This is a genomic window from Halomonas sp. McH1-25 (assembly GCF_022348165.1).
Taxonomy (GTDB): Bacteria; Pseudomonadota; Gammaproteobacteria; order Pseudomonadales; family Halomonadaceae; genus Modicisalibacter.
Map to the genome: position 1 here is coordinate 134,216 of NZ_JAKRFI010000002.1, position 23,655 is coordinate 157,870.

Below are 23,655 nucleotides of genomic sequence, written 5' to 3' on the forward strand. Positions count from 1 at the left end.
CGCCATCATGGCGCTTGCCATCAAGCATGGGTGATGATGGCGTGTGACACAAACCGCACACCGTCCACCCAGGCTCGCTCATGGTCCGCTGGTCGGCTTGCCGGTGTAATCCGATACCGGCTTGTCCACTGGAGTGTCGAGCCGCTCGGCAAACGCCTTGAGACCATCGATGATGGGCAGAATGGCGTGCCAGAGCTGCTCGTCGTGGAGCATCTTGTAGGCGCCACCGACCCCCGGCGAATCATGCCCATCCCGCTCGGGATGATGCTGACTGACACGCTCCACGGCATCGCGCAGGGCAAAGGTTACCCGGTAGAAGTCGCTGGGCTCGATACGCGATAGCACCATGCCCAGCACCGACACGTTCTGGATGGCGTTGAGCGTGCCTGGCTTGCTGAGGCCGTTGACCAACACATGAGCGATCTGTGGGTTGGCGCCCACCACATCGTTGGCGAAGCGCAGTACGCCGTGCTCATGCAGGGTCTGTAATAGACGTTCCAGCTCTTCATGCGCATCAGGGCCGATCTTGGGCGGCGTCACGTCATGGGAAATTCGTTCTGCCATTACATTTTCCTCGGATTGGACAAATGTTCGGGCGGTGCCACGTAGTCGCTTCTGGCCCACTTGACCTCCACCTCGACGCCCTTGCGCGGCGTACGGTGGCCATAACGATAGTTGTTGTGCTTGAGCGGCGGCGCGCCCTTCTCGCGAGGCAGCACTTCGAGCTTGACCGCCGTCTCCTTGTAAGCCGGCGTATCCACATCGGGGTCGTGATGCTCGCCGGTCAGCGCATTGACCCCCGGCTTGCCCTGGTGAATCGGCAGGAACAGGGTGTGTCCGCTGACCCGGTCGGTGACCAGCGCGCGCACCTCGATGCTGTCGCGCCGCGAGGTGAGCTTCACCCAAGTGCCTTCCTCGATGCCGTGTTCCGCCGCCAGTTCGGGACTGACCTCGACGAACCAGCCCGGCGCTTCTTCCCAGATGCGTGGCCCGCGGCCGGTCTGGTTGGTGGCCTGGAAGTGCTCGAGCATGCGGCCGTTGTCCATCGATAGCGGGTACTCGTCATCGGGCGCTTCTTCCGGTTCCTTCCACTCCAGCGGATGCAGGTTGGCCTTGCCGTCCTCGTTGGGGAAACCGTCGGTATACAGTAATGGCGAGTCGCTGCCATCGGCCCGGACCGGCCACTGCAGCGATTTCCAGCCCTCGAGGCGTTCATAGGTCACCCCAGCGAACATCGGCGAGATGCTGGCGCACTCCTCCATGATCTGTGAAGGGTGTGTGTAGCCCCAGTCATGTCCCATGCGCGCCGCCAGGTCGGTAAGAATGCGCCAGTCGGGGCGGCTGTCGCCAAGTGGCGGCAGCACTTCGTAGAAGCGCTGGATGCGCCGTTCGGTGTTGACGAAGGTGCCCTCCTTCTCGACGCTGGGCGTGCCCGGAAGCACCACATCGGCGAACTCGGCGGTGCGACTCAGGAAAATATCCTGCACCACCAGGAAATCCAGGTCGGTGAATGCCGAATGCACATTGTGCGAGTCGGCATCGGAGAACGCTGTCTCTTCGCCGATGATGTACATGGCCTTGAGCCTGTTCTCGGCGGCGGACTGCACCATAAGGAAGTTGCCTTCGCCGACCTTGTCGGAGAGCTGCTCCTTGGGCACACCCCAGCCCTTGGCCCAGCGTTCGCGGGCCGAGTCCTCGGAGACCTTCTCGTAGCCTGGGTACATGTTGCGCAGGCAGCCGAAGTCGCTGGCGCCCTGGACGTTGTTGTGGCCGCGCATCGGATAGCCGCCGGTCCCGGGCTTGCCGTAGTTTCCGGTCACCACCAGCAGGTTCGACAGCGCCGTGCTGGTGTCCGAGCCATGACTGTGCTGGGTGATGCCCATCGCCCATAGCAGGCTGACACTCTTTGCCTTGCCGATCATCTCGGCTGCTTCGACCAGCTCCTGTCTGGAAAGACCGGTCTTCTGCTCGGCAAACCCGAGCGTGAAAGGTTCCAGCGACTCACGGTACTCATCGACCTTGTTGACCCACTTGTCGAGAAATTCCTGATCCGCGTAGCCGTGCTCGAACATGTAACGCGACAGTGCCGAGGCCCAGATCAGATCGGTACTCGCGTTGGGACGCAGGAACAGGTCGGCACGTTCGGCCATCTCGTGCTTGCGTGGATCGACGACGATCACCTTCTGGCCACGCAGTTTCTGTGCCGCCTTGATGCGCGAGGCGATGACCGGATGGTTCTCGGCGGTGTTGCTGCCGACGATGACCACTACCTCGGCCTTTTCGATATCCTCGATGGAGCCGGCGTCGCCGCCGTAGCCAACGGTACGGAACAGCCCCTTGGTCGCCGGGTTCTGGCAGTAGCGCGACGAGTTGTCGACGTTGTTGGTACCGACGATCAGACGGGCGATCTTCTGGGTCAGGTAGGCTTCCTCGTTGCTCGCCTTGCTCGAGCCGATAAAGCCCAGGCTGTCCGCCCCATGCTTGTCGCGGGTTTCGATCAGGCGGCGGGCGACCAGATCGAGCGCCTCGTCCCAGCCAGCCTCGCGGAAGCGACCGTTCTCGCGGATCAGCGGCATGGTCAGACGTTTCTCGCTGTTGACGAAATCCCAGGCGAACTTGCCCTTGATGCACGTCGAGATACCATTGGCCGGCGCGTCGACGACGGGCTGCACCTTCAGGATATGCCGGTCGCGGGTCCACATCTCGAAGGAGCAACCGACACCGCAGTAAGTGCACACTGTCTTGGTGCGCTTGATCTCGGGCTGGCGCCAATGCATGTCCATCTCGGACAGGCCGGTGACCGGTGTGGCTCCGGTGGTGGTTTCGATGGTTTTGATGATGTCGATCATCGGCCGCTTGAGCGACTGGGGCATCGAGGTGAACGGCCCGGCATCCGGCTGCATGGTGTTTTCCATCAGCGCGTTGCATGGGCAAACCGTGACGCAGTGCCCGCAGTGCACGCAGCTGGAGTCATCAATGTCCTTGCCGCCATCCCACAGTACACGCGGATTTTCCATCGAATAGTCGATGGACAGTGTCTCGTTGACTTCGACGTTCTGGCAGGCTTCCACGCAGCGCCCGCATAGAATGCACTGGTCGGGATCGTAGGTGTAGAACGGGCTCGAGGTATCCTTCTCGTAGGGCTTGCGTTGGAACTCGTAGCGCTGGATGGGGATGCCCATCTCGGCCATGGTGTTGTGCAACGTACAATCGCCGGTATTGTTCTCGCATACCGTGCAGTAGAGTTCGTGCTTGCTCAACAAACGATCCATGCCCTCGTGGCGGGCGGACACGGCAAACTCGTTCTGGCTGGTGATCGTCAGCCCTTCGTGGGCCTTCAGCGTACAACCACGCTTGAGCTCGCCATCGACTTCGACCCAGCAGGAATCGCAGGTTTCCAACGGGCCGAGCGAAGGGTGATAGCAAACGTGTGGCAGATCGATATCATGGGCTTCAAGAAAATCGACCAGTGGCATGTCCTTCTTGCCTGACAGACGCTTACCATCGAAGACGATCGTGCAGTCATTGTCCTTGGCCATGGGACGCTTGGCTCCTCATCGGGGCCCGCCAGTCACGGGGGGCGGGCTGGGTATTCCTTCACCTCGGTCGACGCGACCGATGTCCTGATGACGGAGCTGTTATCGATGACCGGACTCACGCAGAAAATCTGGCCACTGTGGTATGCGTACGCTACGCATAGAACCCCTCGGGTTCGAACCGGAATGCCTCGAGGACAGAAAGCGATACGTGCCGCGGCATTCCATGCCAGGTGCTAATTCGCTCCGTCTCATGAACCGTAGCTAACGCCACCTGGCTTGTCGAAGCGTAAGACGGCTAATGGAACCTCTGCACACAACACAGAACAAAAAGCTACACGAGGCAGCATCAACGAGCGGCTGCCGCTAGCCCCATGGCTTCGAATAGATGTTAGTCTTCACTTACCGGCAAGGAGCGCCCGGTGCAACCGGGTCGACATCGAGCGATGCCGAACCTTGGAGAGAGTCCTGGACAATGCGTAATTTCTTTCTGCTGCGTCGCCCGCTACCGCGACGCACCGTAGTCTTCTGCCACTTGGTGGCCCAGGTGGCGTTAGTGCTCAATGGCGCCCTGTGGCTTGCCTGGCAAACCCCCTGGCTGAGCGAGATCAGCTGGCGTGAAGCCTGGCCGAGTCTGGCCTTGGGCGGCGGGCTGCTGCTGCTCGCCATGGTCGGGCTGCGCCTGCTGGCCGATCTGTTCATGCTGCCGCACTATATTGCCGGCACGCTGCGTCAGGGCATCATGCCCGGCGCCGTGATGACCCGTTCGTTCGACCGCCGCCCGGGCGTGCATGACCCGCAGGAGACCTGGGTCAACGACGCCCGACCGACCGGCCAGGCGGCGATTCTCGACCAAGAGGCCGTCGGCAACGCCCGGGTGATCAAGCCGCGCCGCCCTTTCTCCGCACGCCGGGCCGACGACAGCGAGCATCGATCATCCTGCGATGATACGGACAGCGAAACGGCCGTGGCATCGCACCAGGAGCCCAAGCTCTAGGCTGGCGCCCGGACTTTGCGCTCAGTGGCCAAGAATCTGGCTGAGGAACAGCCGGGTACGTTCGGAGCGCGGGTTATTGAAGAAGCTCTCCGGCGGCGCCTCTTCGATGATCTGGCCCTGATCCATGAAGATCACCCGGTCGGCCACGGTCTTGGCAAAGCCCATCTCGTGGGTCACGCAAAGCATGGTCATGCCCTCGTGGGCCAGCTCGATCATGACGTCGAGTACTTCCTTGATCATCTCGGGGTCGAGTGCCGACGTGGGCTCGTCGAACAGCATCACGTCGGGGCGCATGCACAGCGCGCGGGCAATCGCCACGCGCTGCTGCTGGCCGCCGGAAAGCTGGCCGGGATACTTGTGCGCCTGGTTGGCGATCTGCACGCGTTCGAGATACTCCATGGCCGTCGCTTCGGCCTCGGCGCGCGGCTTTTTTTGCACCCACACTTGGGATAGGCAGCAGTTCTCGAGCACGCTCAGGTGCGGGAACAGGTTGAAGTGCTGGAACACCATACCAACGTGACGGCGGATCTGTTCGATGCGCTTGACGTCCTGGGTCATGGCGATGCCGTTGACCACGACCTCGCCCTGCTGATGTTCCTCGAGATGATTGATGCAACGGATCATCGTCGACTTGCCCGAGCCCGACGGGCCGCAGATGACGATGCGCTCTCCGCGCGTTACCGTCAGATCGATATCGCGCAGTACGTGGAAGTCGCCGTACCACTTGTTGAGCCGCTTGATCTCGATCATCGGCCCGTTGCTGGCACTTGCAGCCGGAGTGTTCATTGTCGTTGTCCTCGAAATTGTTTCTTGTGCCGTGCCGCATCAACGCTCATGGCCAGTGTGCAGTTTTCGTTCGATGTACTGGCTATAGCGCGACATGCTGAAGCAGAAGATCCAGAACACCAGCGCGGCGAACACGTAGCCTTCGGTGGCGAACCCCAGCCAGTTGGTATCGGTCAGCCCGGCGCGGATGATCGCCAGCAGGTCGAACAGGCCGATGATCAGCACCAGCGAGGTGTCCTTGAACAGGGCGATGAAAGTGTTGACGATGCCCGGAATCACCAGCTTCAGTGCCTGAGGCAGGACGATCAGCCCCATGCGCTGCCAGTAGCCCAGCCCCAGCGCCTGTCCGGCTTCGTTCTGGCCCTTGTCGATGGCCTGCAGACCACCGCGCACCACCTCGGCCATGTAGGCGCTCCAGAAGAACATGATGCCGATCAGCGCACGCAGCAGCTTGTCGAACTCGATTTCCGAAGGCACGAACAGCGGCAGCATCACCGAAGCCATGAACAGCACGGTAATCAACGGCACACCGCGCCAGAACTCGATGAAGAGCACGCACACGCCCTTGACCAGCGGCATGCTCGAGCGCCGGCCCAGGGCCAACAGTACGCCGATCGGCAGCGAGCCGACGATGCCTACCGTGGCCACGGTCAGGGTCAGCATTAGACCGCCCCACTCTCGCGTCGGCACGTACATCAGGCCGAAGTGCCCTCCGACCAGCAGGTAATAGGCGACGAGCGGAAAACCGACCAGCGCGAACAGTCCGACCCAACGCTTGGCAGGTAGCCGCGGAATCGCCAACCAGGCGATCAGCGCCGCCAGCATGGCGAACACGATATCGACGCGCCAGCGTGCCGCTTCGGGGTAAAAGCCATAGACGATCGATTCGAAGCGCGCCGAGATGAACACCCAGCAGGCCCCTTCGCCAGTGCAGTCCTCGCGCGTGGAACCGAGCCAGTCGGCGTCGACGATCGCCCACTCGATGAACGGCCACAGGAGTCTCGCCAGGATGACGATGGTGATGACCGAAACGACCGAGTTGATCGGCCCGGAGAACAGGTTGGCGCGTAGCCAGCCCGCCACGCCGCGACGCTGATCCGGCGCTTCGCGGGCCGCGATCATTTCGGTGTTGGCAGCAAAGGACGTCATCTCAGCGCTCCTTCAACAGTGTGCGTGCGTTGTAGATGTTCATGAGCAGCGAGACAGCCAGGCTGATCACCAGATAGACGGCCATGGTCATGGCAATGATTTCGATCGCCTGGCCGGTCTGGTTGAGCGTGGTGCCGGCGAAGACCGCCACGATATCGGGATAACCGATGGCGGTAGCCAGCGAAGAGTTCTTGATCAGGTTCAGATACTGGCTGGTCAGTTGCGGCACGATCACGCGCATGGCCTGGGGCAACACGACCTTGCGCAGCGAGATGCTGCTGGGCAGGCTCAGCGAGCGCGCCGCCTCGATCTGACCGTACGGCACCGACTGGATACCCGAGCGCACGATCTCGGCAATGAAGGCTGCTGTGTAGATCGACAGCGCCAGCCACAGAGCCAGCAACTCCGGCATGACGTTGATGCCGCCGCGGAAGTTGAAACCGGCCATTTCAGGCATCGACCACTCCAGCGGCATCCCGGTAACCAGGAACACGGCCAGCGGTAGCCCAATGATGAGCGCCGCTCCCAGCCAGTACATTGGCAATGCCTTGCCGGTTCGCGCCTGGCGCTTGCGGGCGACGACGGCCAGAACGAGAGTAGCCACAATGGCAGCCAGCAACGCCCAGGGCGTAGCCGCGAAGCCTTCCAGCGGTTGCGGATCGGGAACCACCAGACCCCGCACGTTGATGAAGAAGGCATCGAACAGCGACAGGCTTTGCCGGGGCGAGGGTAACGCCTGGAGTACGGCGAAGTACCAGAACAGGATCTGTACGAGTAGCGGAATGTTGCGGAAGATCTCAACGTATACGGTCGCCAGCTTGGCCAACAGCCAATTCGGCGACAGGCGGGCAATCCCCACCGCGAAGCCGATGATAGTGGCCGCCACGATTCCCAGTAACGACACCAGCAAGGTGTTGAGTAGGCCGATAACGAACGTGCGACCGTAGGAGTCGTCGCTAGAGTACTCGACCAGGGTCTGGGGAATGGCGAAACCGGCACGTTCGTCGAGGAAGCCGAAGCCGGTACGAATGCCACGTTCCTCGAGGTTGGTCATGGTGTTGTGGACGAGGAAGCCGATCACGGCCGCCAACGCCACGAACAGCAGCACCTGGACGATCAGGGCGCGTGTGGCAGGATCGCGCCACAGCGGACCACGACCGCGCCGTGGAATGGAGGTGGATGGACGCAACATGCTCTGTCTCTATTCAGCAATGAGAAGTGCACCGCGTACCTTGTGGGCACGCGATGCCTTGACACCCGCCCCGATCAGCCAATAGTGCATTGCTGTGTCGGGAGCGGGCCTGATGTCTGCGTCAGGGTTCAGCGCACCGGCGGTGCGTACTGGATACCGCCATCCGTCCACAGCGCATTGATGCCGCGCTCGATTTCCAGCGGTGAGTCCATGCCCACAGTGCTGGCATACACTTCGCCGTAGTTACCCACCTGCTTGATGATGTTGTAAGCCCAGTCGTTGGACAGTCCCAGTTGCTCGCCATAATTGCCGTCTTGGCCGAGCAGTCGAGCAACGTCCGGGTTCGGCGGGTTGTCGCGCATCTGGTCGACGTTCTCGCTGGTTACGCCCAGCTCCTCGGCGTTGAGCATGGCGAACAGCGACCATTTGACGATATCGAACCATTGATCGTCACCCTGACGGACTACCGGACCGAGCGGCTCCTTGGAGATGCGCTCCGGCAGGATCACCACGCTGGAGGGATCGGAAAGCTGCAGACGCAGGGCCGCCAGTTGGGAGGAGTCGGACGTCAGCACGTCGCAGCGACCACTGTCGAAGCCTTGGGCGGTCTGGTCGGAGGTATCGAAGGCGACCTGTTGGTACTGCATGTCGTTGGCCTTGAAGTAGTCGGCCATGTTGAGTTCGGTGGTGGTTCCCGACTGCACGCAGATGGATGCGCCGTCGAGCTGGGTGGCGCTGTCGACTCCCAGATCCTTGCGGATCATGAAGCCTTGGCCGTCGTAGAAGTTGACGCCCGTGAAGTTCAGGCCCAGCGAGTTGTCGCGGGTGGCGGTCCAGGTGGTGTTGCGCGAGAGTACGTCGATTTCGCCGGACTGCAGGGCGGTGAAGCGCTCCTTGGCGGTCAGCGGTGCGAAAGCTACCGCTTCGGGATCGCCAAACACGGCAGCTGCTACGCCACGACAGACCTCGACATCGATGCCCTGCCATTTGCCATCCTGGTCAGGAGAAGAAAAGCCGGGTAGGCCGGTACTGACTCCGCAGCGGATTTCGCCACTGTTCTTGATATCGTCAAGCGTCGCCGCTTGTACCTGAGACGTCGAGGCAGAAGCCGCAACCAGGGAAGCGGTCAGTAACAACAGGCGCTTGTTCTTGTTTTGCATGGTGGAATCAACTCCCTAGCGTTGTCATTGTGATGCATGCATGTGCATGTCCTCATTACGCTAGCAAGGAGTGTTCCAATTTGCCCCAAAGTACGTTACACCCTTAATCAACGTAATGTTTCGGAACAGTAACAAAGGAGAAAGTCAGTATTAATGCGCCAGAACGAGGCAGAAAAACTGCAGGCGCCCCAAAACATGGCAAGATGGGACCGAGAGCGCCGCGACCATGGCATGCGCTACAAACGCTCGGCTCGGCCGTTAGTTTCGACTCAGGACAGTGCGACGGATTGCAGCCAGCAACAACAGTCCCAGCGCCGCGCCCAGCGCATTGGCCAGCATGTCGGCAGGGTCCGCGCCGAGTCGCCCAGGCACGGCGGTCTGGGCGAGCTCGATGGCGACACCGTAGACTGACACTACCCCCCAGCCAAACAAGCCTCGCCACCCTGCCAGCCCGGTCAGTAACGCCAGTACCGCGTAACCGGCAAAATGGTTGAACTTGTCCCAGGGCAGGTTCTGCGGCATCTCGTCGCCCGGCGTCAGGCTACCAATGGCGATGGCGACTGCGGCGGCGATCGCCGCCGCTGCCCATAGCCGCCGGTCGCGAAGCCCCGCGCGCCAGATCATGAAGCGTGATAGGCCGGACTGAGCTCGTGCAGGGCCTCCATGAAGGCCGTCACATGGTCAGGATCGGTGAACTGGCTGATGCCATGCCCCAGGTTGAAGATATGTCCTGTACCCTCGCCGTAGCTATCGAGGATCCGGGCCACCTCGGCACGGATCGCTGCCGGATGGGCGAACAGCACGTTGGGATCGAGGTTGCCCTGCAGCGCCACGCGATGCCCCACCCGGGTCCGGGCATCGGACAGCTCCGTGGTCCAGTCCAACCCCACGGCGTCTGCCCCGGTCGAGGCGATATGCTCGAGCCACTGGCCGCCGTTCTTGGTGAACAGGATGACCGGCACGCGGCGACCGTCGTGTTCGCGGATCAGCCCGGCGACGATCTGCTCCATATAGCGCAGCGAGAACTCGAGATACGCCGGGGTGGACAGCGTGCCGCCCCAAGTATCGAAGATCTGCACCGCCTGGGCGCCGGCACGAATCTGCGCGTTGAGATAGTCGGTCACCGCATGAGCGAGCAAGTCGAGCAACTGGTGCATGGCGTCGGGGTTGCCGTAGAGCATCGACTTGACATGGCGGAAGTCCTTGCTCGACGCGCCTTCGACCATATAGGTCGCCAGTGTCCACGGGCTGCCCGAGAAGCCGATCAGCGGTACCCGACCATTGAGTTCGCGGCGGATAGTGGAGACTGCATTCATTACGTAACCCAGGTCGCGCTCGGCGTCCGGCAGCGTCAGTGCCGCGACGTCCTCGCCGGTGCGCACCGGCTTGCGGAACTTCGGGCCTTCGCCGGTCTCGAAGTACAACCCCAGCCCCATGGCATCGGGAATGGTCAGAATGTCGGAAAACAGGATGGCGGCATCCAGCGGGTAACGATCCAGTGGCTGTAGCGTCACCTCGCAGGCGCGCTCGGCGTCGCGGCACAGATCCATGAAGCTGCCCGCGTCGCCACGCACCCGACGGTACTCGGGCAGGTAGCGGCCGGCCTGGCGCATCATCCAGACGGGCGTGCGGTCCACCGGCTGACGAGCCAGGGCACGGAGAAAACGGTCGTTCTTGAGTTCCATCGGGGCTCTCGTCACCTCGCGAATTTGCCGCCATTGTAACGGATGGGGCCGGTCGCCTGTTATAATACGATCCTTTATCCGGGCAGTTGTCCGCGTCTATCGAGGTATATCGTGTCGATCCGCTTCATCGCCGCCTCCAAGCTTCCCACGCCCTGGGCCACCTTTACCATGCATGGTTTCGAGGACGAGGCTACCGGCAAGGATCACATCGCCCTGACACTGGGTGACGTGGCCGACGGTGCGCCGGTGCTCGGGCGGGTGCATTCGGAGTGCCTGACCGGCGACGCGCTGTTCTCGATGCGTTGCGATTGCGGTTACCAGCTGCAGGAAGCCCTCAAGCGCATCGCCGACGAGGGGCGTGGCGTGCTGCTTTACCTGCGCCAGGAAGGCCGCGGTATCGGTCTGCTCAACAAGATTCGCGCCTATCATCTGCAGGATCAGGGCTACGACACGGTGGAAGCCAATGAGCATCTGGGCTTCGGTGCCGACCTGCGTCGCTACGACCTGTGCGTGCCGATGCTCGACCACCTGGGCATCAATGCCCTCAAGTTGATGACCAACAATCCGCGCAAGGTCGATGCACTGACCCGTGACGGCGTGACCATTGCCGAACGCTTGCCGCTGACCACCGGACTCAACCCGCACAACGAGGGCTACCTGACCACCAAGGCCGGTAAGCTGGGCCACATGATGGCGCTCGACGATTTCACGCTGGCCCGCGACGTGGATATCGATCGCAAGTCCTGAGCTACGCTTGACGTGAGGGGCCGGCAAGGTCAAGCCCACCGTCAGCCCCATCGGATGACTGCCGAACGATACGACGATTTCAGGAGGTCTCGCGATGCCGCGATCAAGCCCTGAGCATGACGGCGAATATGGCGTGTTCGAGGAGCTTCTGCACAGCATCAGCCACGGTATCGGCGCCGTACTCAGCCTGGCCGGGATGATCGTGCTCATCGTGCTGACCTGCCTGGCAGCGAACGTCGATCCCTGGAAGATCGCCGGAGTCAGCCTCTACGGGATCACCCTGGTGCTGCTCTACACCGCCTCGACGCTTTACCACGGCATACGCCATCCCCGCCTCAAACGCGCCTTCAAGGTGCTCGACCACTGCGCGATCTACGCGCTGATCGCCGGCACCTATACGCCCTTTTTGCTCGTCAATCTGCGTGGTCCGCTGGGCTGGACGCTGCTCGGTGTGATCTGGGGTCTGGCGCTCGGCGGCATCGCCCTCAAGCTGCGCTGGCCACACCGCTTCGGCATACTGCGCGTGATCGTCTACCTGGTCATGGGCTGGCTGATCGTGATCGCCTCCGGCGAGCTGGGCCATCATCTGTCGGATACCACACTGGCCCTGCTGGTGGCCGGTGGCATCACTTACACGGTCGGCGTCATCTTTTATGCGATCCGTGCCATTCCCTTTCACCATGCCATCTGGCACCTGTTCGTGCTTGGCGGCAGCGTCTGCCACTACTTCGCCGTGTACACCGCCGTCCTGCCCGATTCGGCGTGAGGCGTGTCAGGATTCCAGCCGCCTGGCCCCGGAGGCTGTGGCTCCGAGCACATCATCGGGGTTGCGTAGCGGACAACTCGCCAGGGAGAGACAGCCACAGCCAATACAGCCGTCGAGCTGATCCCGCAGCCTGACGAGATCATCGATACGCGCCTGCAACGAGGCTCGCCAATGCGCCGACAATGTCTTCCAGTCCGCGGCGCTTGCCACCCTGCCTGGAGGTAGCGTCCTGAGCGCCTCACCAATCTCCGCCAGGGGAACCCCCGTGCGCTGCGCAATCTTGATGATTGCCACACGACGCAGCACGTCGCGTGAATAGCGGCGCTGGTTACCGGCATTGCGGCGACTCGTTATCAGCCCTTTTGCTTCATAGAAATGCAACGTGGAAACGGGTACGCCGCTGCGTGCCGCCACTTCTCCCACAGAGAGCGCCTGTTTGTGGGGATCGATTTTTCTCTGCGTCATGCCTTGACTTCAAGTTAACTTGAGGAATTAGAGTGCCTGCTAGTTGTCCTTTTTGCCAGGTACTGCCGCCATGACGCATGTTGCACCGCCTCCCCCCTACGCCAAGCCACCCTTCGACGGTCCTGCGTTGCGGCTGGCTCTAGTGCTTGGCGACAGTCGGCTCGGGCACTTGCGGGATCGAGTCGCTGGCTGGGCCCAGCGAGAGCTGGCAAGACGTCAGGTCGCGTTCGATGTCATCGTGAACCAGCGACAGGTTCCGGTATATCCTGCCTCGCCACGGCCCAATGCCGTTCAATCCACGCTGAGCGAACGCTTGCAGTGTGCAGACATGTTTCTTCTCCTGCTCTCCGCCGAGGAAGGCCTCGACCAGGAGCCGGCATGGTCGCGAATGGTACAAGCCACCGAAGCGGCATGGCAGGCCAAGCCGATTGGGTTCATTGTCTACGGAGGTAAACTTACGGATTCAACATGGGTGGATCAGTTGCGCTTATCGTTCGCCGAATGTCAGGCAATGCCCCTGGGCCGTCCGATAAGCTGTGCACACGCTCATGAACGCTTCGGCACACGTGGCGAACTCTATGCATCGCTGGGAGAATCGCAGCGACTGACTTATCTTTTGGCGCGATTGACATGGTGGGCACATGCACTGCGCCAAGCCCGCCTGGCGTTACCCTATAATCTCGTCGGCAATGCCCCGGCCGTTATCTCACCGTAGCTGGTACGCCGTCGTTACCCTGAATGAGGGAATTTTATGTTTCGCTGGTTCGAAAATCGTCTCGACCCGTTTCCTGCGGAGGAGCCGAGCCGTCCACCCGACACCCTGATCGCGTTCTGCCTGCACTACACCCGTGGCGCCTGGCCGTTTCTGGCCGCGTCGGCGTTGCTGATGGCGGCGATCGCGATCACCGAAGTGTGGATCTTCGGCTTTCTGGGCAATATCGTCGATTGGCTGTCGTCGCAGCAGCGCGAGACCTTCCTGGCCGACCAGGGCTGGAAACTCGCCGGGATGGCCCTGCTGATCCTGGTCGGGCTGCCGGCGATGGTGATGGGGCACTCGCTGATCAACCAGCAGACCCTGATGGGCAACTACCCCATGCGCATCCGCTGGCAGACGCACCGCTACCTGCTCAAGCAGTCGATGGGGTTCTACCAGGACGAGTTTGCCGGCCGCATCGCCACCAAGCTGATGCAGACGGCGCTGGCCGTTCGCGAGTGCGTGATCAAGCTGTTCGACGTACTCAACTACGTGACCGTCTATTTTCTCGGTACGCTGGTGCTGGTCGGGATCGCCGACTGGCGCCTGGCGGTGCCGCTAGCGGTGTGGCTGGTCGGCTATCTGCTGCTGCTTCGCTACTTCGTGCCCATTCTCGGCCGTGTCTCCAAGGATCAGGCCGATGCCCGCTCGCAGATGACCGGGCGCATCGTCGACAGCTATTCCAACATACAGACCGTCAAGCTATTCTCCCACGCCCGCCGCGAGGCCGCCTATGCCCGCGAAGGCATGCACGGCTTCCTGACGACCGTGCATCGTCAGATGCGCCTGGTCACGGGGCTCTACGGCACGCTCTACGTGCTCAATTCGCTGCTGCTGTTCAGTGTCGGCGCGCTAGCGATCTGGCTGTGGCTGAACGAGGCGGTAAGCATCGGTGCAGTGGCGGTCGCTCTCGGCCTGGTGCTGCGTCTGTGGGGCATGTCGCAGTGGATCATGTGGGAAGTGTCGGCGCTGTTCGAGAACATCGGCACGGTGCAGGACGGCATCAGCTCCATCGCCCTGCCGCATCATGTCGAGGATCGCCCCGACGCCAAGCCGCTGAGAGTCACCGAAGGCGCGCTGCATTTCGATCATATCCGCTTTCATTACGGCAAGGGCAGCGGGGTGATCGACGACCTGACGCTGGCCATTCGTCCCGGCGAGAGGATCGGCCTGGTCGGCCCGTCGGGGGCCGGCAAGTCGACCCTGGTCAATCTGCTGCTGCGCTTCCATGATCTGGAGGGCGGGCGCATCCTGATCGACGGTCAGAATATCGCCGATGTTACCCAAGAGAGCCTGCGTGCGCACATCGGCATGGTCACTCAGGACACCTCGCTACTGCATCGCTCGGTACGCGACAACCTGCGCTACGGTCGTCCCGATGCCGATGAAGCGATGATGCGCCAGGCCGCCGAGCAGGCCCACGTTGCCAGCTTCATCGACGGCCTGCGCGATATCCAGGGACGCACTGGTTATGACTCCCACGTCGGCGAACGTGGCGTCAAGCTCTCGGGCGGCCAGCGCCAGCGCATCGCCATCGCCCGGGTGATGCTCAAGGACGCGCCGATCCTGGTTCTCGACGAGGCTACCTCGGCACTGGATTCCGACGTCGAGGCGGCGATCCAGGAGAATCTCGACCGCCTGATGGCCGGCAAGACGGTAATCGCCATCGCTCACCGGCTGTCCACGATCGCCGCCATGGATCGCCTGGTGGTGATGGATAGTGGCCGGATCGTCGAGCAGGGTACTCACGACGAGTTGCTTCGGCACGACGGGCTCTATGCCCGATTGTGGCGACATCAGTCCGGGGGATTTCTGGATGCCGAAGACGAGGAAGCCGCCAGTACTGCGACTTCCGAAAACGCGTGAAGCGAGGCGTCGTCAGGCGTTGACGGCGCGTGCCTTTCTGATCAGCTCGTAGGCATTGCCGATCTCACGGGTACGCTGCTCCGCCATCTCGCGCATGCTATCCGGCAGACCCTTGCCGGCCAGTTTGTCGGGGTGATTCTGACTCATCAGACGACGGTAGGCCTTCTTGATCTCGGCATCGCTGGTATCGGCGCTCACCCCCAGCACACGGTAAGCGTCTTCCAGCGCCTGGCCGGAGGGAGCCCCGCCCGCCGCCTGGGACCCACCGCCGCGCAGCAGGGCCTCCATCTGGGCGACTTCCGCCTCGGAAAAGCCCAGGCCCCGCGCTACCCTCAGCAACATTTCCCGCTCGGCGGGGTGTATCTGGCCATCGGCAGCCACTGCCGAGAGCTGGACCTGAAGGAACAGCTGCAGCATGCCACGATGGCCGCCGGTGACACGTCGCACCCTGGCCAGCTCGGCATCCAGGTCGAAATCCGCCGCCTTGCCTCGCGTAAACGCGGTACGCGCCTGGGCACGCTGCGCCTCATTCAGGCGCAGGCGCTCCCACAAACGCCGGGAGACTTCCAGTTCGTCCTCGGTCACCCGCCCATCCGCCTTGCACAGACAGCCCATGACCGCAAAGATGGAATCCAGAAACTGGTTCTGGGCCTGGGCCAGCCTGCCGATGATGCTCTTGCGCAGACGGTGCGCCAGCCAGTAGCCGAGCGCAGCGCCAATGAGCAGCCCCGGCAGGCGACCGATCAAATAGCCCAGCAGGCCACCTATCACTACCGCTATCAGCATGTTTTCCTCGTTGGTGTCATGGCGGCAAGTTCATTTCCCGGCTTCGGGCGGCACGCCTTCCTGCATCGCGGCAAGGCGGCGACGAATGTCGGCTTCGATGCCTTCGGCATCGAGTCCGCATTCATGCAGCAGCTGAGCCGGCTTGCCGTGTTCGATGAAGCGGTCGGGAATACCCAGGTTGAGCACTGCCACCTGAACGCCTTCGCCGGCCAGCAGTTCGTTGACGCCGCTGCCGGCACCGCCCGCTACCGCACTCTCTTCCAGCGTCACCAACAGGTCATGCTCGCGAGCCGCCTCGAGCACCGCCTGACGATCGAGCGGTTTTACCGAGCGCATGTTGTAGTGCGTGGCGTCAAGACACTCGGCAACTTCGGCAGCGGGTGTATTGAGACTGCCGAAGGCCAGCAGGGCAGTTTTACTGCCCTTGCGACGCCGCTCGGCGCGACCGATCTCCAGCGCATCGAGGTGCGCGGGAATCTCGCTGCCCGGCCCGGTGCCGCGCGGGTAACGCACCGCGGCCGGCCCCGGATGATGATAGGCGGCACTGAGCATGGCGCGGCACTCGGCTTCGTCGGCCGGGGCCAGGATCACCATGCCCGGAATGCAGCGCAGGTAGGACATATCCAGGGCACCATGGTGGGTGGGCCCGTCCTCGCCCACCAGCCCGGCGCGGTCGATGGCGAAGGTCACATCGAGATGCTGTACGGCAACGTCGTGAATCAACTGGTCATAGCCACGCTGAAGAAACGTCGAGTAGATGGCCACCACCGGCTTCATGCCCTCACAGGCCATCCCCGCAGCCAACGTCACTGCATGCTGCTCGGCGATCGCCACGTCGTAATAGCGCTCGGGAAATTCCTGCGAAAAGCGCACCAGGTCCGAGCCTTCGCGCATCGCCGGGGTGATGCCGATCAAGCGCCCGTCCGCCGCCGCCATATCACACAGCCAGTCGCCGAACACATTGCAGAACTTGCGCGGCTTGGGGCGCAGCGCACCGCTGGACGGCGCGGGCCTGGCGGGTGCCGGTGTCTGCGCAGCCGGCGATTGAGGTCCGCCCTGCCCGATTTCGGCGGCATTGACCTTCTCCAGCTTGGTGATGGCGTGATAGCCGATCGGGTCGGCCTCGGCCGGCCGGAAGCCCTTGCCCTTGCTGGTCTTGATATGCAGGAACTGCGGGCCATCCATGTCGCGCATGGTACGCAGGGCATGCACCAGCCCCGACAGGTCATGGCCGTCGATAGGGCCGATATAATTGAAGCCCATCTCCTCGAACAGCGTCGCCGGGCTGACCATGCCCTTGACGTGCTCCTCGGTGCGCCGCGCCAATTCCAATGCTCCGGGCAGCTTGGAGAGGACCTTCTTGCCGCCCTCACGTACCGTGATGTACGGCGTACTGGTGAGGATGCGCGCCAGGTAGGTGGCCATGCCGCCCACGTTCTCGGAGATAGACATCTCGTTGTCGTTGAGAATCACCAGCAGGTTGGCATCGACGTGGCCGGCATGCGCCAACGCCTCGAAGGCCATGCCCGCCGTCAGCGCGCCATCGCCGATCACCGCACAGACGCGGCGCTGCTCGCCGCGGGTGCGGGCAGCCAACGCCATGCCCAGCGCGGCACTGATCGAGGTACTGGAATGGCCGACGCCGAAGGTGTCGTACTCCGACTCGCCACGTTTGGGAAACGCCGCCAATCCGCCATATTGCCGAATGGTGGTCATCGCCTCGCGACGTCCGGTGAGAATCTTGTGCGGGTAGGCCTGGTGACCGACATCCCATACCAAGCGGTCATAAGGCGTTTCCAGCGCATGATGCAGGGCCACGGTCAGCTCGACCACCCCCAGCCCGGCGCCAAAGTGACCGCCACTACAGCCGACACTGTAGAGCAGGTAAGCACGCAGTTCATCGGCCAGCGTACGCAACTGGGCAGTACTCATGCTACGCAGGGCTGCGGGCGTGTCGATGGTGTCGAGCAACGGCGTAGCCGGACGCTCGACGGGAATCTCGTCGAACAGCTTCATAGAGGCTCTTATCAGTAGTCGCGCTCGATCATGTATTTTGCCAGCGCCGCCAAGGGCGCCCCGGCCTCGCCCAGCGGCGCCAGGGCGTCAAGGGCATCGTCGAGTAGCGCACGAGCCCTGGCTTGCGCCCCGTCGAGGCCGAGCAACGAGGGGTAGGTCGGCTTGTCGCGGGCAGCATCGGCACCGGATGCCTTGCCCAGGGTGGCCGGGTCGCCGGTCACGTCGAGGATATCGTCCTGGATTTGGAAAGCCAGCCCGACCGCGGCCCCATATTCGTCGAGTGCAATGACCCGTGGATCGGTTTCGGGCACGGCGGTCAGCGCCCCCAGGCGTACCGACGCGCGGATCAGCGCCCCGGTCTTGTAGCTATGCACCCGGGCCAGGCTATCGACGTCCAGGGCATTGCCGACCGAGGCCAGGTCCAGTGCCTGGCCGGCGGCCATGCCGTCGCGACCGGCCGCCTGGGCCAGGGCGCGCACCATAGGCCCCAGGCGAACGTGGCCGGCATCGGCCAGGTACTCGAAGGCCAGCGTCTGTAGCGCATCGCCGGCCAGAATGGCCGTGGCCTCGTCGAAGGCGCAATGCACGGTCGGCTGGCCTCGGCGCAGGTCATCGTCGTCCATGGCCGGCAGATCGTCGTGGACCAGCGAATAGGCATGGATCAATTCGACGGCGACGGCCGCCGGATCGAGATCCTCGTCGCTGGCGCCCAAGGCACGCCCGGCGGCATAGACCAGCACCGGGCGCAGGCGCTTGCCATTGCCCAGCACGCCATAACGCATTGCCGCCTCGAGACGTTCGGCACCCACGTCACGATGTTCGAAGAGTCCTTCGAGTTCTGCATTGACCCGCGCGCGATCGGCATCCAGACGCAGCGGCAGTTCCGCCAGTTCATCGATCATTGCCGGCCTCCGGGGGCACCGTGGGGGATTCGAACGGCACCTCATCGAGCGAACCGTCGGGTCGCTCGATGAGGGCTCGTACCTTGAGTTCGGCCTCGTCGAGGCGCTTTTGGGCATCGCGAGTCAAGCGTACGCCCTGCTCGAAGGCGGTCAGCGAAGCCTCCAGCGACAGCTCGCCGGACTCCAACTGTCCGACCAACGCCTCGAGCCTATCGAGCGTGGCGGCGAAATCCGCGCTCCCATTCTCCTTGTCTGCCATGACATCTCGCTCATCGCTACGGGCCTGCCAGATGGCCCTGGTGAATCCGGTCGAATGCAGGATGCCACGTAAGCAACCCATCGGGAATCCAGGGGGCACAGTATACACGCTCCCTTACCTGACGCGCCGTCCCGGCATGGCGTTCGGAGAACCATCGTGCATCCCTTTCATGCACAAGCCCAGGCATTTTCATCCAGCCATGACGCGGCTGTGCTACGATAAGCCCCCTGTTGGCGCATCACTTTTCACAGCGAGGCCCTCACCTCTCCTGCCTTGGGCCGTAGTCTTTGCGAAGCACACTCGCCAACAGGCTAAAAAACCATACTGAGAGAGCGCGGCACTAGCCGCCGTAAGGGTTGATTCGACAATGGCCAAGACGTCCCTGGACAAGAGCAAGATCAAGATCCTGCTGCTCGAGGGCATCCACCAGTCCGCGGTGGATAACTTACTGAACGCCGGTTACACCAACATCGAGCACCTGCAGACGTCGCTGGACGAGGAGTCGCTGATCGAGAAGATCCGCGACGTCCACTTCATCGGCATCCGCTCGCGCACCCACCTCACCGAGCGTGTGTTCGCCGCGGCCGAAAAGCTTACGGCGGTGGGCTGCTTCTGCATCGGCACCAACCAGGTCGATCTGAGCGCGGCATTGGTGCGCGGCATTCCCGTCTTCAACGCACCCTACTCCAACACCCGCTCGGTCGCCGAACTGGTGCTCGCCGAAACCATTATGCTGTTGCGCGGCATCCCCGAAAAGAGCACTCGCGCGCATGCCGGTGGCTGGCTCAAGAGCGCCAAGAACGCTCATGAGGTGCGTGGCAAGACGCTGGGCATCATCGGCTATGGCAGCATCGGCGCACAGCTTTCGGTCCTGGCCGAATCGCTGGGCCTGGACGTGATCTACTACGACGTGGTCACCAAGCTGGGGATGGGCAACGCCCGCCAGGTCGGCAGCCTGGAAGAGCTGCTGGCACGTGCCGACGTGGTCAGCCTGCACGTTCCGGATCTGCCTTCCACTCGCTGGATGATCGGCAAGGAACAGATCGCCCTGATGAAGCAGGGCGGCGTTCTCATCAACGCCTCGCGTGGCAGCGTGGTAGTGATCGAGGAGTTGGCCGAAGCGCTCAAGAGCGGCAAGCTGCTAGGTGCGGCCATCGACGTCTTCCCGGTCGAACCCAAGGGCAACGACGAAGAGTTCGTCTCGCCGCTGCGCGGTCTGCCCAATGTGATCCTGACCCCGCATATCGGTGGCTCTACCCTGGAAGCTCAGGAGAACATCGGCATCGAGGTCTCGGAAAAGCTGATCACTTATTCCGACAATGGCACCACCATCACCTCGGTCAACTTCCCCGAGGTCGCGCTACCCGCGCACCCCGACAAGCATCGCTTGCTGCACATCCACGACAATGTGCCCGGCGTGTTGTCCGAGATCAACCATGTACTCTCCGAGAACGGCATCAACATCTCGGCCCAGTACCTGCAGACCAACGAGAAGGTCGGCTACGTGGTCATCGACGTCGACAAGGCCTATGGCCCGCAGGCGCTCGAAGCGCTCAAGGAAGTCGCTCACACCCTGCGCATCCGCGTGCTCTATTCGGAAACCAACTACCAGGACTGATCCCCCACTGGTGGTTGGACACGTCGCCCCGGCAGTTTCTGCCGGGGCGACGTTTTTGTTGGGAACTAGCGAGTGACTGGCCATCATCTTGAACGACACGAAATGAGCCCGGCCGAAGCCGGGCTCTGAACGGTGCATCACTGCCTGTCCTGTCGAGCCTCCTTGCGACCGAGGGTACTTCCGTGTACCGCGTGCCAATGCACCGGTCGTTCTTCCCTGCTCGACGAAAGCCACCTTCGCATAGTTAAGCCGCTACGTATTTAAACCAGATTAACTATGAAGCTTTTTTGGACGACAACGTCGAATCGCAACCCCGTCCTCAAGCTTGGGTCTTCTGCCCGGAGGCGTCGGCAGGTTTCCGGGCAGTGGAAGCCTGGACATGCAGCGCTTTGCCCATGTCGGCACCGGGTAGCGTATCGAGGGGATAGTTGGCCATCTCCGCCAGCCGCTCCATGTCCAGAACCTCCAGGTAACGTCGGGTCTTGCGAATGACGTTCTGCCCTTCCAGCTCCTTGAGCAGACGGCTGACATGCACATGGGTCAGACCCAGCGCCAGACTGATGTGCTTCTGGAGCAGAGGAAAGGGGAAGTCGGTGCCGATATGGCGATAGACCGCCTTGAGGCGATAGTAGATTTCGACGATAAAATGCGCGATGCGGCAGCGGGCATCATTGCCCAGCACGTTGACCAGCCGGTTGGTGAGCACTTCCTGTTGCCGAATGGCATGCGAATGGATCTCCATGGCCAAGGCCGGCGAGCGCTCGAAGAGACGCTGCAACTGATGTTTGGTCAACACGCTGATCGTTCCCTCGGTCAACATGGCCGCTGTCGTGGTATGCCGCGGCAAGGAGGCATCGCGTATGCCCATCAGGTCGCCAGGGATAAACACATCGATCACGTTGGTCGGCTCGCCATCGTGAGTCTGATAGGTATAGGCCCATCCACTCTGCACCATGTACAACATGGAAGGTTCACTGTCTGCCTGCCAGAGCAGGTGCTTTTTCTTTACGCTGATCGTTGGCGCCTCGATGGCATCCAACAGATTGGCCTGCAGCGAGCCAGGCAGTAACGGCAGTCCGTTGCTTGGGGTAAGTCCCTCCTCCTGTCCGGGCATGATGCGCCTCCACTACAGCAACCGAGGCCTAACCAGGCGCCCATCTAGGCGCACGGGTTAAACGTATCGATTGGGTTTAAAGCAAAATATAAAATTGTAAAGGCTTTGTCTAACAAAGCCAACGATGACAATATTATGAAAACCTAATTCCGATATATAAATAACTTATTAAAAACCTGGAAAATTGATTTGAATCAACTTGTTAATCCGAACATTTCTTTGCCTGACCAGCCACTCTGGAAATATGCTTCACACTCTTTTGCAGGCATATATTTAGCAAGAGTTGTAATTATCACCTCTCAGATTTTCCACCCCCCGTAGCCAACAGAGCTGCAACGCTGCATTGCCGTTAGGTGATTGCACCTTCACCGCTTATTCGCATCATGGTTACCTGCACGTTTCATGGCGTTCCAAAAGGTAACGTTTGCGCTCAAACAGGTACATGGCATAGCAATTGCCGCTTGACCTGACTACGTTGCCCAATAAGTGAAAGACGTTGACTAGAGGGAAATGAGGGGTCAGCCAAGCGCTTTTCCAAGGACGCCATGGAGGCAGATAGATGAAAAGGAATGTGTTCATCCCTGCGCTGGAGGAACTGCAGCGCATCGAGCTGGAGACCCTACGCAACGCCGACGAGCTTTCGATTCACGGGCTTCTGGACGTACCGACACTCGTCGAGCCGGAAAACCTCTCCTTCAACAAGGTACTGATCAAGGCTCGCCAGCAACTGAACGAACTGAAGCAGTTCACCGGTAGCGTCGACGCCATCATCGCGCACTGGGACTTCCCGACCAGCGTGCTGGTGCCGATCCTGTGCCGGGAATTCGGCATTCCGGCGCCCCCGCTGGAAAGCGTGCTCAAGTGCGAGCACAAGTACTGGAGCCGTCTCGAGCAGCAGAAGGTCATCCCGGAGATGGTGCCCGACTTCTGCAGTGTCGATCCGTTCGTCGACAATCCGCTGGAACAGGTCACTCTCGACTACCCCTTCTGGCTCAAGCCAGTCAAGGCGTTTTCTTCGCAGCTTGGCTTCAAGGTGGAGAACGACGAGCAATTCCACGAGGCCATCGAGGAAACCCGCAAGCATATCCGCCATTTCGGCAACCCGTTCAACGAGGCGCTGGAGCATGCCGAGCTGCCACCGGAGATCCAGCAGGCCAATGGCAATACCTGCATTGCCGAGCAGATCATCTCAGGCGTGCAAGGGGCTCCCGAAGGCACAGTCTACCGTGGAGAGTTCAACGTTCATGGGGTGTTCGATCAGCCCAAGGACGAAGGTCCGGCGCCTTACGACAGGCTCGAGTATCCCTCTGGCATGCCGGAGCGCATCCAGCGCCAGATGATCGATGCCTGCCGGCGATTTCTGGAACACATCGGCTATGATAATGGCTGCTTCAATGCCGAGTTCATGTGGGACGAGGAAAACGACAAGCTATGGCTGGTCGAATTCAATACACGCATTTCCCAGTCGCACAGTGAAATGTTCATCATGGTCGACGGCATGTCCAACCATGAAGTGGCCATCGATATCGCGCTCGGTCAGCGCCCCTCGATGCCCAATCGCCAGGGTCAGTTTCCTGTGGCAGCCAAGTGCATCATTCATCAGCCGCACGAGGATGCCATCGTCAAGCGTGTGCCCAGCCTGGCGGAACTCGAGAAGCTCAGAGAGCGTTTTCCCGGCACCAAGGTCAAGCTGGATGTCGAGCCGGGCATGCACTTGAGCGATCTTTCCAACCAGGACAGCTTCTCCTACCACCTCGGCACCATCTACCTGGGCGCTGACAGTCACGAAGAGATCAGGGAGCGTTACCACGCCTGCCTGGAAGCCCTGCACTTCGAGTTCGACCCTATCGAGTGACG

21 protein-coding genes are annotated in these 23,655 nt (G+C 61.7%); 7 read left to right on the forward strand and 14 right to left on the reverse strand.

What is annotated here, in order from left to right; translation table 11 throughout:
- Positions 1-78: 78 nt before the first annotated feature.
- Both MHM84_RS07065 and fdhF read right to left on the reverse strand, forming a co-directional pair.
- Complete coding sequence (locus MHM84_RS07065; RefSeq protein WP_239264181.1) at positions 79-564, reverse strand: DUF1641 domain-containing protein; 486 nt, start codon at positions 562-564, stop codon at positions 79-81.
- Positions 564-3,539: a formate dehydrogenase subunit alpha gene (fdhF, locus tag MHM84_RS07070; RefSeq protein ID WP_239264184.1), complete on the reverse strand. Its 2,976-nt coding sequence runs from the start codon at positions 3,537-3,539 to the stop codon at positions 564-566. Before fdhF ends, MHM84_RS07065 begins: the two co-directional genes overlap by 1 nt.
- 472 nt (positions 3,540-4,011) lie before the next feature.
- Between fdhF and MHM84_RS07075 the strand changes: the two genes are divergently transcribed.
- Positions 4,012-4,533 carry a hypothetical protein gene (locus MHM84_RS07075; RefSeq protein WP_239264187.1) on the forward strand — a complete coding sequence of 174 codons (522 nt, stop codon included), beginning with the start codon at positions 4,012-4,014 and terminating at the stop codon, positions 4,531-4,533.
- 21 nt (positions 4,534-4,554) lie between these two features.
- Here MHM84_RS07075 and MHM84_RS07080 read toward each other — a convergent pair whose 3' ends face one another.
- The 6 genes from MHM84_RS07080 to hemE all read right to left on the reverse strand — a co-directional run bounded on the left by MHM84_RS07080 (position 4,555) and on the right by hemE (position 10,505).
- Positions 4,555-5,283 carry an amino acid ABC transporter ATP-binding protein gene (locus MHM84_RS07080; RefSeq protein ID WP_239265290.1) on the reverse strand — a complete coding sequence of 243 codons (729 nt, stop codon included), beginning with the start codon at positions 5,281-5,283 and terminating at the stop codon, positions 4,555-4,557.
- 75 nt (positions 5,284-5,358) lie between these two features.
- Complete coding sequence (locus MHM84_RS07085) at positions 5,359-6,441, reverse strand: amino acid ABC transporter permease (RefSeq protein WP_239265292.1); 1,083 nt, start codon at positions 6,439-6,441, stop codon at positions 5,359-5,361.
- A gap of 28 nt (positions 6,442-6,469) precedes the next feature.
- Positions 6,470-7,660, reverse strand: a complete 1,191-nt coding sequence (locus tag MHM84_RS07090) for an amino acid ABC transporter permease (RefSeq protein WP_239264189.1) — start codon at positions 7,658-7,660, stop codon at positions 6,470-6,472.
- Between the two features lie 128 nt (positions 7,661-7,788).
- The gene (locus tag MHM84_RS07095; RefSeq protein ID WP_239264192.1) at positions 7,789-8,820 is read right to left on the reverse strand and encodes an amino acid ABC transporter substrate-binding protein; all 1,032 of its coding nucleotides are present in this window, start codon (positions 8,818-8,820) and stop codon (positions 7,789-7,791) included.
- Positions 8,821-9,078: 258 nt separating this feature from the next.
- Positions 9,079-9,444, reverse strand: coding sequence for a VanZ family protein (locus MHM84_RS07100; protein ID WP_239264195.1), 366 nt, complete (start codon positions 9,442-9,444; stop codon positions 9,079-9,081).
- A complete protein-coding gene (hemE, locus tag MHM84_RS07105) occupies positions 9,441-10,505 on the reverse strand; it encodes a uroporphyrinogen decarboxylase (protein ID WP_239264198.1) in 1,065 nt (354 codons plus the stop codon). Before hemE ends, MHM84_RS07100 begins: the two co-directional genes overlap by 4 nt.
- Before the next feature lie 111 nt (positions 10,506-10,616).
- Here hemE and ribA point away from each other — a divergent pair, with 111 nt between their 5' ends.
- Positions 10,617-11,252, forward strand: a complete 636-nt coding sequence (gene ribA, locus MHM84_RS07110; RefSeq protein WP_239264201.1) for a GTP cyclohydrolase II — start codon at positions 10,617-10,619, stop codon at positions 11,250-11,252.
- Positions 11,253-11,346: 94 nt separating this feature from the next.
- Complete coding sequence (locus MHM84_RS07115) at positions 11,347-12,018, forward strand: hemolysin III family protein (RefSeq protein ID WP_239264204.1); 672 nt, start codon at positions 11,347-11,349, stop codon at positions 12,016-12,018.
- Between the two features lie 6 nt (positions 12,019-12,024).
- Here the strand turns inward: MHM84_RS07115 and soxR are convergent, their stop codons facing one another.
- Positions 12,025-12,483: a redox-sensitive transcriptional activator SoxR gene (gene soxR, locus MHM84_RS07120; RefSeq protein ID WP_239264206.1), complete on the reverse strand. Its 459-nt coding sequence runs from the start codon at positions 12,481-12,483 to the stop codon at positions 12,025-12,027.
- 70 nt (positions 12,484-12,553) lie between these two features.
- Between soxR and MHM84_RS07125 the strand changes: the two genes are divergently transcribed.
- Both MHM84_RS07125 and MHM84_RS07130 read left to right on the forward strand, forming a co-directional pair.
- Positions 12,554-13,198, forward strand: coding sequence for a hypothetical protein (locus MHM84_RS07125; protein ID WP_239264209.1), 645 nt, complete (start codon positions 12,554-12,556; stop codon positions 13,196-13,198).
- Between the two features lie 36 nt (positions 13,199-13,234).
- Positions 13,235-15,103 (forward strand): ABC transporter ATP-binding protein, encoded by a 1,869-nt coding sequence (locus tag MHM84_RS07130; RefSeq protein ID WP_239264212.1) that lies wholly within the window; start codon positions 13,235-13,237, stop codon positions 15,101-15,103.
- A 12-nt stretch (positions 15,104-15,115) separates the two neighbouring features.
- Here MHM84_RS07130 and djlA read toward each other — a convergent pair whose 3' ends face one another.
- From djlA to MHM84_RS07150, 4 genes are read right to left on the reverse strand one after another with little or no spacing between them, the layout of a single operon-like run.
- Positions 15,116-15,889, reverse strand: a complete 774-nt coding sequence (djlA, locus tag MHM84_RS07135) for a co-chaperone DjlA (RefSeq protein ID WP_239264215.1) — start codon at positions 15,887-15,889, stop codon at positions 15,116-15,118.
- A gap of 30 nt (positions 15,890-15,919) precedes the next feature.
- Positions 15,920-17,905, reverse strand: coding sequence for a 1-deoxy-D-xylulose-5-phosphate synthase (gene dxs / locus MHM84_RS07140; protein WP_239264218.1), 1,986 nt, complete (start codon positions 17,903-17,905; stop codon positions 15,920-15,922).
- Positions 17,906-17,916: 11 nt separating this feature from the next.
- Complete coding sequence (ispA, locus tag MHM84_RS07145; protein WP_239264221.1) at positions 17,917-18,807, reverse strand: (2E,6E)-farnesyl diphosphate synthase; 891 nt, start codon at positions 18,805-18,807, stop codon at positions 17,917-17,919.
- Entirely contained in the window at positions 18,797-19,066 is a 270-nt protein-coding gene (locus MHM84_RS07150) for an exodeoxyribonuclease VII small subunit (protein ID WP_239265294.1), read from the reverse strand. The genes ispA and MHM84_RS07150 overlap by 11 nt, the downstream gene beginning before the upstream one ends.
- Positions 19,067-19,433: 367 nt before the next feature.
- On the opposite strand from MHM84_RS07150, the gene serA reads away from it, so the two are divergent.
- Entirely contained in the window at positions 19,434-20,684 is a 1,251-nt protein-coding gene (gene serA / locus MHM84_RS07155; RefSeq protein ID WP_239264224.1) for a phosphoglycerate dehydrogenase, read from the forward strand.
- A 319-nt stretch (positions 20,685-21,003) separates the two neighbouring features.
- On the opposite strand, the gene MHM84_RS07160 is transcribed toward serA, so the two are convergent.
- The gene (locus MHM84_RS07160; RefSeq protein ID WP_239264227.1) at positions 21,004-21,798 is read right to left on the reverse strand and encodes a Crp/Fnr family transcriptional regulator; all 795 of its coding nucleotides are present in this window, start codon (positions 21,796-21,798) and stop codon (positions 21,004-21,006) included.
- Positions 21,799-22,357: 559 nt separating this feature from the next.
- On the opposite strand from MHM84_RS07160, the gene MHM84_RS07165 reads away from it, so the two are divergent.
- A complete protein-coding gene (locus MHM84_RS07165; RefSeq protein ID WP_239264230.1) occupies positions 22,358-23,653 on the forward strand; it encodes an ATP-grasp domain-containing protein in 1,296 nt (431 codons plus the stop codon).
- Positions 23,654-23,655 lie beyond the last annotated feature (2 nt).

Bases quoted from the DNA above. Each gene is read 5' to 3' on its own strand.
- MHM84_RS07095 (WP_239264192.1), bottom strand. From the start codon at position 8,820: ATGCAAAACAAGAACAAGCGCCTGTTGTTACTGACCGCTTCCCTGGTT.
- MHM84_RS07150 (WP_239265294.1), bottom strand. From the start codon at position 19,066: ATGGCAGACAAGGAGAATGGGAGCGCGGATTTCGCCGCCACGCTCGAT.
- dxs (WP_239264218.1), bottom strand. From the start codon at position 17,905: ATGAAGCTGTTCGACGAGATTCCCGTCGAGCGTCCGGCTACGCCGTTG.
- MHM84_RS07065 (WP_239264181.1), bottom strand. From the start codon at position 564: ATGGCAGAACGAATTTCCCATGACGTGACGCCGCCCAAGATCGGCCCT.
- MHM84_RS07075 (WP_239264187.1), top strand. From the start codon at position 4,012: ATGCGTAATTTCTTTCTGCTGCGTCGCCCGCTACCGCGACGCACCGTA.
- MHM84_RS07125 (WP_239264209.1), top strand. From the start codon at position 12,554: ATGACGCATGTTGCACCGCCTCCCCCCTACGCCAAGCCACCCTTCGAC.
- MHM84_RS07115 (WP_239264204.1), top strand. From the start codon at position 11,347: ATGCCGCGATCAAGCCCTGAGCATGACGGCGAATATGGCGTGTTCGAG.
- MHM84_RS07090 (WP_239264189.1), bottom strand. From the start codon at position 7,660: ATGTTGCGTCCATCCACCTCCATTCCACGGCGCGGTCGTGGTCCGCTG.
- MHM84_RS07080 (WP_239265290.1), bottom strand. From the start codon at position 5,283: ATGATCGAGATCAAGCGGCTCAACAAGTGGTACGGCGACTTCCACGTA.
- ispA (WP_239264221.1), bottom strand. From the start codon at position 18,807: ATGATCGATGAACTGGCGGAACTGCCGCTGCGTCTGGATGCCGATCGC.
- serA (WP_239264224.1), top strand. From the start codon at position 19,434: ATGGCCAAGACGTCCCTGGACAAGAGCAAGATCAAGATCCTGCTGCTC.
- MHM84_RS07100 (WP_239264195.1), bottom strand. From the start codon at position 9,444: ATGATCTGGCGCGCGGGGCTTCGCGACCGGCGGCTATGGGCAGCGGCG.
- MHM84_RS07130 (WP_239264212.1), top strand. From the start codon at position 13,235: ATGTTTCGCTGGTTCGAAAATCGTCTCGACCCGTTTCCTGCGGAGGAG.
- soxR (WP_239264206.1), bottom strand. From the start codon at position 12,483: ATGACGCAGAGAAAAATCGATCCCCACAAACAGGCGCTCTCTGTGGGA.
- hemE (WP_239264198.1), bottom strand. From the start codon at position 10,505: ATGGAACTCAAGAACGACCGTTTTCTCCGTGCCCTGGCTCGTCAGCCG.
- MHM84_RS07160 (WP_239264227.1), bottom strand. From the start codon at position 21,798: ATGCCCGGACAGGAGGAGGGACTTACCCCAAGCAACGGACTGCCGTTA.
- MHM84_RS07165 (WP_239264230.1), top strand. From the start codon at position 22,358: ATGAAAAGGAATGTGTTCATCCCTGCGCTGGAGGAACTGCAGCGCATC.
- fdhF (WP_239264184.1), bottom strand. From the start codon at position 3,539: ATGGCCAAGGACAATGACTGCACGATCGTCTTCGATGGTAAGCGTCTG.
- djlA (WP_239264215.1), bottom strand. From the start codon at position 15,889: ATGCTGATAGCGGTAGTGATAGGTGGCCTGCTGGGCTATTTGATCGGT.
- MHM84_RS07085 (WP_239265292.1), bottom strand. From the start codon at position 6,441: ATGATCGCGGCCCGCGAAGCGCCGGATCAGCGTCGCGGCGTGGCGGGC.